This window comes from Acinetobacter sp. TR3 (genome assembly GCF_027105055.1).
GTDB lineage: Bacteria > Pseudomonadota > Gammaproteobacteria > Pseudomonadales > Moraxellaceae > Acinetobacter.
The window spans coordinates 2,204,387-2,216,295 of sequence record NZ_CP114264.1 but is presented as its reverse complement, the minus strand read 5'-3'; the positions used below and the strand labels follow the sequence as shown (position 1 = coordinate 2,216,295).

The following is an 11,909-nucleotide window of genomic DNA, read 5'->3' as shown; positions in this document are numbered from 1 at the left end:
AACTTTAAAATAAATCACTCAAATGACAGCTTTTCGCTTCAGTCAAATTTTCAATGGAATCGACCAATAGAATATTGGTATCTTTTTCGCTTTTATAAGCCGCAATCACTTCTGCATAAATCGGCTGTTTGAGTGTCGTGGCTTTGGAGAGAAAACTTGATACTGCCTTTTGCTTCGACCAATCGGCATCTTTCAATACATATTCATTCTGAGTAAGATCGCATCGCGTTAAAATGGCTTTTTTATCCTGAACAGTTAATGTGCCAATAAAAATATCCATCGTTTCTTTGGGTTCGGTTGAATTGGCAAAGGCGGTTAAAGGATGAACTAGGTTATATGCAAGCAAAGAAAATATAAGAGACATTTTTTTCATTGAATTTTTCCTAGCGATCAAATCAACTGTAAAAATAACATGGTCGAGATGCTAATTTAATCAGTTTCTTTGACGCAAGGAAATCGTTGAGTCGGAACAGTGGAAAGTGTTGCTACAAGACAACATATTGATTAAGTCGAATCATTAAAAACGATAGCCAATTTTTAGACCGTAGGCGATTGCGCTGTTATTTTTAAAATCAGCTTGTTCTGCGATCGACTTAACACCTTCAACTGGGATGTAATACGTACCATCTTCCGCAACCGCATCACCTAACCAGAAGTATTTCATTCCACCTGCAATAAAATAATTCGGTGCAGGGTTGAACTGAACACCTAAGCCAACGCCCCAAGCGCCTTTAGTCGGATTTAAAGTCGATGCAGGATTGCCTGTACCTGAGTCCCAACTCACTTCAGTGGATGCGCTCCATTGTTCAGTAAATTGATGTCCGAGACCCAAAGTCGTAGCCCATTGATCTTTTTGATAACTGTCTAGATCAAATCCACCTGTATAAGCTCCTCCACTGATTAAGGTCGTCAGATATTCAGTCATCGCACCAAACTGAGTCGGACGAATATGGAATTCCTTCCAATTGACCCAACGGAAATTGGAATAGGCGAGCGTGTCTTTATAGACACCTGTTTGAAAATCAATATTGACGGATTGTGGTGTGCTAATGCTGGTTTTACTTGCTGCGGTAACTTCCAAAGGCTGACCAAACATAGTTTCAGTCACTTGCATATCGTGGTCGATTTTAGAGCGATAGGTCACGGCTACTTTCAAGGCAATATCTGGGATTTGATAACTCAGACCTGCCAGCCAGCCCACAGCATGGTTTTGTTTAAATTTCGCATCATAGCCATTAAAGGCTTCGCCATAGGAGTTGCCACGAAGTGCCACATCACCTTTGACCGATTGATAGACAGCACCGCCATAGACTTGAAAATTGCTAAAAGGATTGACACCTAGAATCATGCTAATGCTTTCAGTATCAACATTGACCGATGTACCTTGCTGGGTAAATTTATTGTCCGAAAAGGTATTATTCGATTGCATCGGATAGCGAATATCGGCACCAAAAGGCTGGTCGTAGAGCAGACCAAAGCTGATTCGATCAGTCAGTTGCAGCTTGAGTGCGGCACTATAATATTGAAAGCTATTGCCCATATTGCCTGAGTTAAGATTGTTCGGATCATTGACCAGTTCTGGACGATTACGAATTTTTCCTGAAATGTCAGCATCAACAGCTGTGGCATTGACCTCGACATAATTGCCATTTTCCAGAAAAGGAAGAATAGATTGTCCCGATTGATCCAGTGCTGCTGCGTGGTTAAATGTACTCATGCACATTCCACACAGAGCAATCACCAGTGGGTTGAGTTTCATATTGATCATCCTTGTAAAACCGTGTCTTATTCTTAAACATGCTGTTTTTATTGACGGTCATCTTCTCGCTTTCATTGGAAAGTGAATGCAATGCCTTAGTTTGAGTGAAACATCTTTTAAATATATGGAATAGGGTTGGAGATCATCAATATGGGGGGCAAGGCGGTCATATCAATAAATTTTAGGCAATAAAAAACCTTGTATCGAGACACAAGGTTTTTTCAATTCAAGCAAATCGTTATTGTTTCACAATCAACACAGGAATATGGGATTCAGTTAAAACAGCACGCGCTACACTACCCAGTAATAAGCGTTTTACACCCGTACGACCATGTGAACCCATAATAATCAGATCCGCACCGACTTCATCAGCGACAAAAATAATTCCTTCACTCGCTGCACCATGCTGAATTTTGGTTTGAACCTCAATTCCATCGCGAATGAAAGATTGAGAAATATCTTGTAGTTGGGTTTTAGCATGCGCTTCAGCCTGCATAAAATGATCAGTAATGGCTGGTGCAACTTGATAAAAATCAACACCGACATATGGATCAACAGCCACCACGCTGAGTACAGTTACTTTTGCCCCTGATAATTTTGCTAAAGACAGTGTATGTTCAACTGCTGCATAAGAAATTGGAGAATCATCAACCGCGACTAAAATATTTTGATAAGACATATTTACTCCTTATAGTTTATCGTTGTAAAAGATAAAAGTATTATAAGCAGTTGATAACACATTGAACCCACTCTAGCAAATGGGACGATCATCTAAAACCTATGATAACGCTGAAAATAATCTAGAAATATAGGAAATCCCTCAGCAAAATATGGGTCTAAGAGAATCTCTGTATTTTTGTAATTTTTCTTCATATTTTTAGGCATAGGAACATCCGTGTTACTCAGTTTAGAAGCATTCAAACAACAAAAATTTGATCAAGTCGCTGCCAAAATTATGGCTGATCCAGAAGCTTATTTGGCATTTGATTCGGTTTCAGATTTTTATAAAGCCATATGGTTGGATGAATTTCCACAAGGGACAACATGGTCAGCCACAGGATTGGATGATGGTGCAGAGCAGTTTTATGCAGTCATCGAATATGGCAATCACTATCTCTATATCAGCCGAATGGAACGAGTAACGGTAAAATTAGGTATAAGACATCATTACAATAAAAATTATTAATCCGAGCAGTCATTAATTTTTACGTGTTCAGATTCTGTGATTGAAATGAGAATGATATAATTTTCTGCGATGATAAAACCTTAATTAAAACTAAACGGAAATTTAAAAAATGGCACATCAATTTACGGTAAATGAAACAATTCATGGCGTTTCAATTGAAGATTTTTCAAGATTAGTTGCTATGACTTCATTGCATGAAGCAGTGTGTAAACGTATTCCAGGTGAAAACTTAGAAATTATTGAATCGGCTGTAAAGGGTGATATTTATACCTTACGTCGTGAATATAATCTTGATGTAAATATCCCAGATGTGGCTAAAAAATTATTAAAAAATGCATTTCGTTTAAAACGTTCTGATATTACCGATTTGAAAAATTTAACCTCAACGGTAGAGCTAGGCGCAAACTTACCTTTAGAAGCAAAAGCTGAACGCAAGGTGACAGGAAACAGTGAAAAAGTAGACATTGCACTGACTTGGACTGTTAAAGTTAAAGTACCTTTGATTGGTGGTATGCTTGAAAAGCATGCAGAAGGCGAAATTCGTAAATTTAGCCAACTAGAGATTGAAATTGTAGAAGAAGAATTAAAGAAAAACCTATAATTCTGAATAGATTGAAAACTCTCCGTAAGGGGAGTTTTTTATTTTAGAAACGCAGAAAATAGGGCAGGATTGAAAGAATCACGCCAATGACACTTAGCAACGCTGTACTCTCGATAAAGTATGGGTAAATCATCAGAACTAAACCACAAACTAAAGGCACGGTCATCTTTTGTTTTTTGCCATACATAAAATAGCCTAAGCCAATCGACCCGAAGATAACACCTAGAAAAAGTTGGGTTGCGTTCATTGTGTTTTGCCATACCTTATTTTTATTGCGCATATACTATGGCAAGATTCTTAAATGAAAATTATAGAAGCTCAACCTAATATCAAATAGTATGTAATTCACTATCTGGTCAAAAATAATAAGGTCATCTAATGAGTGTGATTTTACCTGTAGCACAACGGGGTGAGAGTGTTTTAGAACTTCAAGCTGCTCCTGTCGCGGCAAGTGAATTTAATAGTGAATGGTTAATGCAATTAGCTTCAGCAATGCACTGTACCATGCTTGAGCGCAATGGTGTCGGAATTGCAGCGCCACAAGTTTATATTTCCAAACGTGTGATCATCGTTGCTTCGCGATCAAATCCACGTTATCCCGATGCACCTGATATGGATGCCGTTGTTATGGTCAATCCTGAAATATTAGAGTTTTCTCAAACGACTTGTTTGGGTGAAGAAGGCTGTTTGAGCGTACCAAATGAGCGTGGGCAGGTTGAACGTGCTCAGGCAATAAAAGTGCGTTATTACACTTTGCAAGGTGAAGTGATTGAAACGGCTTTTGAGGGTTTCCCTGCACGAATTGTTCAGCATGAGGTGGATCATTTGGATGGGATACTGTTTGTAGAACGAGTGAGTTAGGTTTATTGGTTAGACATTAAAAATATATGGTGAGCCTTGGCAATTGCTTGAGACATTAAAAAAATTACAAAAGCTATAATTTGAATATTATCAGTACTCTGTATTATAAAATTTAATTGATATGAACACTTTAAATCTTTAAAGGCAGACAACCATGAAAACGCCACTTCCTGATTATTTGGCACACGTAATTGATGCCTGTGATACTGATAATAGCGGTCGTCTAGCCGATTATATTCCTGAGTTAGCCAATGCCAATCCCAATCGGTTGGCTTTGGCATTGTCTACTGTAGATGGTGAAATCTATTCGGTGGGCGATGATGAGATCGAGTTTACGATTCAATCTATGTCTAAGCCTTTTACTTATGCCTATGTACTACAAAAGCTTGGAATAGATGCAGTATTAGACAAAGTGGGTGTTGAACCTTCTGGCGAAGCATTCAATGAGATTTCACTTGGGAACGATCGCCGTCCAAAAAACCCAATGATTAACTCAGGTGCAATCACCACACATTCATTGATTCCAATCAAAGAAGGGCTACAAGGCGCAGAAATTCTACGTGAGTTTATGAGCGAACTGGCTGGGCGTGAACTACGTTTTGATGATGCCGTCTATCAGTCCGAGGTAAAAACTGCCTATCGTAATCTTTCGATAGGGTATATGTTGCGAACCGTCGGGATTTTGGAGAGCGATCCTGTTGATATTGTGAATGGCTATATTCGTCAGTGTTCGATTTTGGTCACGGTGAAAGATCTCGTACGTATGGGAAGTGTTCTTGCCAATGGTGGGATTGATCCTAAAACAGGTAAACGATTATTGAATCGTGTAGTGGTACGCCAAGTCCTCAGTGTGATGATGAGTTGCGGCATGTATGATGCCGCTGGTGATTGGCTCACGACGGTTGGTATCCCAGCCAAAAGTGGTGTGGCAGGTGGGATATTGGGTGTATTGCCGGGGCAGGTCAGTATTGCAGCTTTTTCACCAAAGTTAGATGAACACGGTAATAGTGTTCGTGGTATTGATATTTTAGAACGGTTATCACGTGACATGGGCTTACATTTGATGGAAGGCACATCTTCGGCACAAACCATTGTACAAAGCCATTATCTGACAGGGAAAAATGCGTCATTAAGTGTGTATGTGCTGCGCGGTGTATTGAAATTTACTGAAGCGGAAATGTTGTTACGGACTTTGCAGTGTGAACCTGTGAATAAGAATACAATCGTGATTGATTTGAGCCAGATTTCACTGATTCATGATGTAGGTAAACGGATGTTTTTAGAGGGGATTGATCGTTTGATTGATGATGGTCATACCTTGCTTTTGGTTGACCCCGAACAGCGTTTGGATCATGCACGAACGCATAAAGATCGGGTGTTGCATGTTTATCAGAATCTAGAGGATTTGATTGAGAAGCATAAAGAGCTGTAGGTTGAAAAAGCCTATATTGAAATGATATAGGTTTTAAATCAAGTTGATATATTGTGCTAGAGATGCTTAGATCAGGTTGAGCGTCTGTTTTAAACAGTAGGTATTGATGCAACCTTACAATAAGAACTTAAAACAGCGATCTTGTGATTTACGCAACAATATGACTGATGCTGAGCAACTACTATGGCAAAGAATCAGACGTAAACAGATTTTAGGATTGCAGTTTTATAGACAGAAGCCAATTCTAAATTTTATTGTAGATTTTTATTGTCCCAAAGCAAATTTAATTATTGAATGTGATGGTGGGCAGCACTATACAGAAGAGGGATTGGAGGCTGATCGGGCGAGAGATCAAGCTTTGGGGCAGTTGGGGTTAAACGTGCTAAGGTTTGATAATAGGCAGGTTTTGACTGAAATTGATGTTGTTATTGAATTTATATTTCAAACCGCCCAATCCAGAATCCCCCTAAATCCCCCTTTATAAAGGGGGACTTGCCGTGAATTTGATGGTGGTAGTGGATTCATGTTACTCCCTCCTTTTTTAAAAGGAGGGTTGGGAGGATTACAAGTAAAGGTAAATTTAATAGCCTAATAATTCAAAATGTTTAAAATTTTTTTCCTGCCTAGCTTGAGGTATAAAATCGAAAATAGTTTCTAAATCGTAAATTTTAATAATTTTTTCAGCTAAATCTATTTGATTAAGAAAAAATAGGCTTTTTAATAATCCTTCTAAGAATGTACCTTTAGATAATAGATGATCTAAAGAGTCTGATAATGTTTTATATTTAGCCTCATTCTGAAAATATTTAAATCGAAATATATAGTTTTCGCTATATTGGTACTGGTTTATAGATAAATAGTACAAAGCTTTAAGGTCAGCGACATAATCTGCTGATAAATTATTTTCTAATAAACTCATACCTTTTTTATGTAATTCAGAACTTTTAATCCATTCTTCTATTTGATCTGAATAATTATCTTCTGAAACTAAATCTGTATGATTATAAAGTTCCCTAAATTTTGGCTCAAAGTAAGTAACCCAAATGTCACATACTGCTAAAATATCACTATCGCTTAAAAAAGCTAAATTTTTATTTAAACCTATTTTATAGCTTAATTCATAATTATTTCTTATATGATTTACTATTTTTGAAAAATCATTATTTGATAGATTGTACTTTAACTTTAGGTCTTCTTTTATTTCTTTGAAGGAAGTTTTAGACCATTCATGATATGAAGGAAGTAGTTTAGCAAAGTTAAAAATTTGGGCTCTTGAAAGTTTTGATGTAAATGTGCCTAATTTATATTCATCAATCAATAAATCTATTAAATGTATAAGATCATCCAAATTTTTTTCTAGTTCAGTAAATCTAATTTTTAAAATTGCACAGTTTATGATTTTTTGATCAACTAGATGTTTTTTATGCTTATTGTTAAAGGGGTATCTAAAAGTTTGACCTGTAGAATCTATTTCAGCAATGTCTACAATAGTTGCATCTAGTTTGTCATTCAGCATTTTAAAACGAATATCTAAGATTTTTGAATTCTCTTTGAAATAGCTCCATATATTGCCGATATCATGCGAGCCAATTAAGTCAAAAGATGGTAATTTTTCATTTTTAATTTTTGCTAACTCATTAATTTCTTGAATAGCTTCTTTAATTCTAAGCTCAATAGAGTGACGCATATTGAAGCATATTGGGTAAATGTATAAGTCAACTTCTTTACCGCGAGTATTCAAAACGTTATTCAAGAGTAAATTGGCAGCTTTAGAATAACCTTTTGAATATTCTATATAATTAGGTTGACCATTATCACCAACACATGCATTAGCCCATGTTGGTTCACTTCCAGTGAATGTTTGATTTGTCATAAGTTTTTATTTAAGAAATATAAATTATATTAACATAAAATTACTAAACTAATCCCTCCGAACCTCCCTTTGAAAAAGGGAGGAGCGGTCACGTAATTTATTAGATACGTGAAAGTCCCCCTTTTATAAAGGGGGATTTAGGGGGATTCAATTAACCAATCGAATCATCTAAATTCGGTGCTAACCAACGCTTCGCTTCATCCAGTGTCCAGCCTTTACGCTTTGCATAATCTTCAAGCTGATCCTGAGAAATCTTGCCCACGTTAAAATATTCACTTTCAGGGTGCGAATAATAGAAACCACTCACAGAAGAAGGTGGCATCATCGCAAAGTGTTCAGTCAACTTGGTACCGATTTTCGCTTCCGAACCTAACCAGTCAAACAGCACTGCTTTTTCAGAATGCTCAGGACAAGCAGGGTAACCAGGTGCAGGACGAATACCGACATACTTCTCTTTGATTAATTCTTCATTGCCCAAAGTCTCATCGGCTTTATAGCCCCAGAACTCTTTACGAATACGCTCATGCAAATGCTCGGCAAATGCTTCAGCAAAACGATCGGCCAAAGACTGAACCAAGATTGCAGAGTAATCATCACCTTTGGCTTTATATTCATTCGCCAACTCCTCTGCACCGAAGATCGACACAGTGAAACCACCGAGATAGTCAGTATTGTCTTTCGAGGTACTAATAAAGTCGGCTAAAGATAAGTTTGGTTTACCTGTGACTTTGTCAGATTGCTGACGAATATGTTCAAAAGTATGCGTAACTTTTTGACCAGATTCATCAAACACGCTGACGGTATCTGCGCCTGTACGTTGTGCAGGGTATAGACCAAATACAGCACGGGCATCAAAACGGTTATTCTCGATAATGTCTTTCAGCATCTCTTGTGCTTGGTTATACAAATCAGTGGCTGCTTCACCAACAACTTCATCTGTCAGGATTTTCGGGAATTTACCTGCCAAGCTCCAAGAGATAAAGAATGGTGTCCAGTCAAAATATTCAACTAGTGTTGCCAATGGATAATTGGTAATGACTTGCGTACCCAAAGTGTTTGGAATTGGTGGGACATAGTTGTCATCCACCTTGAAACCATTTTCAATCGATTCGGCATAGCTGAGTTTGGCTGCTTTTGGTTGCTTATTGGCTAAACGCTCACGAATCTTGGCATATTCAGCACGATGTTCTGCAATAAAGTTGCCACGCATTTCTTTCGAGAGCAGGGTAGTTGCAACACCCACTGCACGTGAAGCATCGGCCACATAGATCACCGCATCATTTGAATATTGCGGATCAATCTTCACCGCAGTGTGTGCTTTCGAAGTGGTTGCGCCACCAATCAACAATGGAATGTTAAAGCCTTTACGTTGCATTTCTTTGGCAACAAACACCATTTCATCCAAAGATGGCGTGATCAAGCCAGATAAACCAATAATGTCACATTTCTCATCCATCGCAGTTTGCAGAATTTTTTCCGCAGGGACCATCACACCAAGGTCAACGATGTCATAACCATTACAACCCAAGACCACACCCACGATATTTTTACCAATATCGTGTACGTCACCTTTTACGGTCGCCATCAATACTTTGCCTTTAGACTGGTTTCCTGTCTTTTCAGCTTCGATGTAGGGATTGAGCCACGCTACGGCTTGCTTCATGACACGTGCAGATTTCACCACTTGCGGCAGGAACATTTTGCCTGAACCGAATAAGTCGCCCACGACATTCATACCGTCCATCAATGCGCCTTCAATGACATCAAGTGGACGTTTGGCTTTAAGGCGGGCTTCTTCGGTATCTTGATCAATAAAGGTAGTAATCCCTTTGACTAAGGCATATTCGAGACGTTTTTCTACCGACTCATTGCGCCATTCAAGGTTTTCAGCTTCACGCTGTGCGCCACTATGACCACGGAATTTTTCTGCCACTTCAAGCAGTTTTTCTGTGGCGTTTTGACCTGATTCACCCTGGTTTTGGTTCAGTACAACATCTTCAACCGCATCTTTGAGTTCTTTGGGAATATCATCATAAATCGCCATTTGGCCAGCATTCACGATCCCCATGGTCATGCCTTGTTTAATGGCATGGTAAAGGAATACCGAGTGAATTGCTTCACGTACTGGTTCATTACCACGGAATGAGAAGGATACGTTGGATACACCACCTGAAATCATGGCATGCGGTAGGTTTTGTTTGATCCAACCTGTGGCTTCAATAAAATCGACGCCATAGTTATTATGTTCTTCAATCCCTGTTGCGACTGCAAACACGTTCGGGTCAAAAATAATATCTTCGGCAGGGAAGCCCACCTCATTGACCAAAACATCATAAGAACGTTTACAGATTTCACGTTTGCGTGCAGCCGTATCTGCCTGACCTGTTTCATCAAATGCCATGACAATAATCGCAGCACCGTACTGACGGCATAGACGAGCCTTTTCGACAAACTCATCATAACCTTCTTTTAAGGAAATCGAGTTCACGACAGGCTTACCTTGTACACATTTTAAGCCTGCTTCAATGATTTCCCATTTCGATGAGTCAATCATGATCGGTACACGAGAAATATCTGGCTCAGATGCCACAAGATTTAAGAAATGTACCATCGCATTTTGCGAATCGAGCATTCCTTCATCCATATTAATGTCGATGATTTGTGCACCAGCTTCCACTTGTTGCTGAGCTACTTCTAAAGCTTCGGCAAATTTTTCTTCACGGATGAGACGTAGGAATTTTTTTGAACCCGTGACGTTGGTACGTTCACCGACATTGACGAACAATGAATCATCATAAATATTAAATGGTTCTAAACCACTTAAACGACATGCAGGCTTTGTTTCAGGAATCTGACGTGGTTTTATATCTTTAACCGCATTGTAAATGGCACGGATATGATCAGGCGTGGTACCACAGCAACCACCTGTAATATTGATTAAACCACTTTCTGCAAATTCTTTGATGAACGCTGCTGTTTGTTCTGGTGTTTCATCATATTCACCAAAAGCATTTGGTAACCCCGCGTTTGGATGGGCAGAGACAAAAGTATCGGCAACATCCGCAATGGTTTTCACGTGTGGACGCATGGCATCCGCACCCAAGGCACAGTTAAAACCAATTGAGAGTAAATCACCGTGGCGAACCGAGTTCCAGAACGCTTCAGCGGTTTGGCCTGTTAAAGTACGACCTGATGCATCGGTAATCGTGCCTGAGATCATTAACGGAAGTTCATGACCAAGTTGCTTAAATACTTCTTTTACTGCAAAGATCGCAGCTTTACAGTTCAAGGTATCGAACACAGTTTCAATCAAGATGATGTCTGCACCGCCTTCGATCAAGGCATGAGTGGCTTCGATATAGTTTTCTTTGAGTTCATCAAAAGTAATGTTACGGAACGCAGGATCATTTACATTGGGTGAAATGGAACAAGTACGCGAGGTTGGGCCAAGTACACCTGCAACGAAGCGTGGTTTATCTGGGGTTGAATATTTGTCACATGCCGCACGTGCTAGACGTGCTGCTTCACGGTTGATCTCTGGAACGAGGTCTTCCATGTGATAGTCAGACATTGAAACGCGTGTGCCATTAAAGCTGTTGGTTTCAATAATATCTGCACCAGCATCTAAATAGGCTTCATGAATTCCTTGAATAATTTGGGGTTGGGTTAAAACCAATAAGTCGTTATTGCCTTTTAGGTCTGATGCCCAGTCTGCAAAACGTTCACCACGATAATCTTCTTCTTCTAATTTATGGCGCTGGATCATCGTTCCCATTGCACCGTCAATAATGAGAATGCGTTGAGCAAGAAGTGATTTTAGGGTGGCAAGCGTGGACATAAGGAACCCCAGTAGATAATCAATATAAAAAAGCAGGGGCATTGTAACAGAAGCGCAGAAAAAGCGCGTATTTTCAGCATTAGCTTGAGGTGATTCATTGGTTCAAATGGAAAATGTCATAAAACTTTCATGAAATTGCAATAATTTCGGTGAATAATGCCTAAGAAGACGACATGTATTTTGAAATATGACAACTAAGTTTTATATTTCGTTGTGTTTGTTGCAAAATCAGACAAATAGTTCTGAGTAAAATTTTTTTGACTTAAAGTATTGTTTTTATACGGTTTAAATGAATATTTAGATGATTTTTTCTTTGAAAAATACAAAAAAATGTAAGAAAAATATGAAAATTTGGCTTC

11 protein-coding genes are annotated in these 11,909 nt (G+C 38.8%); 5 read left to right on the top strand and 6 right to left on the bottom strand.

Annotated features, from left to right (window positions below; all coding sequences use genetic code 11):
- Positions 1-4 precede the first annotated feature (4 nt).
- The 3 genes from O1449_RS10505 to O1449_RS10495 all read right to left on the bottom strand — a co-directional run bounded on the left by O1449_RS10505 (position 5) and on the right by O1449_RS10495 (position 2,438).
- On the bottom strand, positions 5-373 hold the full coding sequence (locus O1449_RS10505) for a hypothetical protein (protein ID WP_269238271.1): 369 nt from the start codon (positions 371-373) through the stop codon (positions 5-7).
- 144 nt (positions 374-517) lie between these two features.
- Entirely contained in the window at positions 518-1,759 is a 1,242-nt protein-coding gene (locus tag O1449_RS10500; protein WP_269238270.1) for a transporter, read from the bottom strand.
- 238 nt (positions 1,760-1,997) lie between these two features.
- Positions 1,998-2,438: a universal stress protein gene (locus O1449_RS10495; protein WP_004661051.1), complete on the bottom strand. Its 441-nt coding sequence runs from the start codon at positions 2,436-2,438 to the stop codon at positions 1,998-2,000.
- A gap of 216 nt (positions 2,439-2,654) precedes the next feature.
- On the opposite strand from O1449_RS10495, the gene O1449_RS10490 reads away from it, so the two are divergent.
- Entirely contained in the window at positions 2,655-2,945 is a 291-nt protein-coding gene (locus tag O1449_RS10490; protein WP_269238269.1) for a hypothetical protein, read from the top strand.
- A 109-nt stretch (positions 2,946-3,054) separates the two neighbouring features.
- Positions 3,055-3,546, top strand: a complete 492-nt coding sequence (locus O1449_RS10485; protein ID WP_269229908.1) for a DUF2505 family protein — start codon at positions 3,055-3,057, stop codon at positions 3,544-3,546.
- Positions 3,547-3,589: 43 nt separating this feature from the next.
- Here the strand turns inward: O1449_RS10485 and O1449_RS10480 are convergent, their stop codons facing one another.
- Entirely contained in the window at positions 3,590-3,793 is a 204-nt protein-coding gene (locus O1449_RS10480) for an amino acid transport protein (protein WP_269229909.1), read from the bottom strand.
- A gap of 131 nt (positions 3,794-3,924) precedes the next feature.
- On the opposite strand from O1449_RS10480, the gene def reads away from it, so the two are divergent.
- From def to O1449_RS10465, 3 genes are all read left to right on the top strand, one after another.
- Positions 3,925-4,407 carry a peptide deformylase gene (gene def, locus O1449_RS10475; RefSeq protein ID WP_269238268.1) on the top strand — a complete coding sequence of 161 codons (483 nt, stop codon included), beginning with the start codon at positions 3,925-3,927 and terminating at the stop codon, positions 4,405-4,407.
- Positions 4,408-4,561: 154 nt separating this feature from the next.
- Positions 4,562-5,839: a glutaminase gene (locus O1449_RS10470; RefSeq protein WP_269238267.1), complete on the top strand. Its 1,278-nt coding sequence runs from the start codon at positions 4,562-4,564 to the stop codon at positions 5,837-5,839.
- A 106-nt stretch (positions 5,840-5,945) separates the two neighbouring features.
- Positions 5,946-6,323, top strand: coding sequence for an endonuclease domain-containing protein (locus tag O1449_RS10465; RefSeq protein WP_269238266.1), 378 nt, complete (start codon positions 5,946-5,948; stop codon positions 6,321-6,323).
- Between the two features lie 96 nt (positions 6,324-6,419).
- On the opposite strand, the gene O1449_RS10460 is transcribed toward O1449_RS10465, so the two are convergent.
- The gene (locus O1449_RS10460) at positions 6,420-7,712 is read right to left on the bottom strand and encodes a hypothetical protein (protein WP_269238265.1); all 1,293 of its coding nucleotides are present in this window, start codon (positions 7,710-7,712) and stop codon (positions 6,420-6,422) included.
- 151 nt (positions 7,713-7,863) lie between these two features.
- Entirely contained in the window at positions 7,864-11,550 is a 3,687-nt protein-coding gene (metH, locus tag O1449_RS10455; RefSeq protein ID WP_269238264.1) for a methionine synthase, read from the bottom strand.
- Positions 11,551-11,909: the final 359 nt, after the last annotated feature.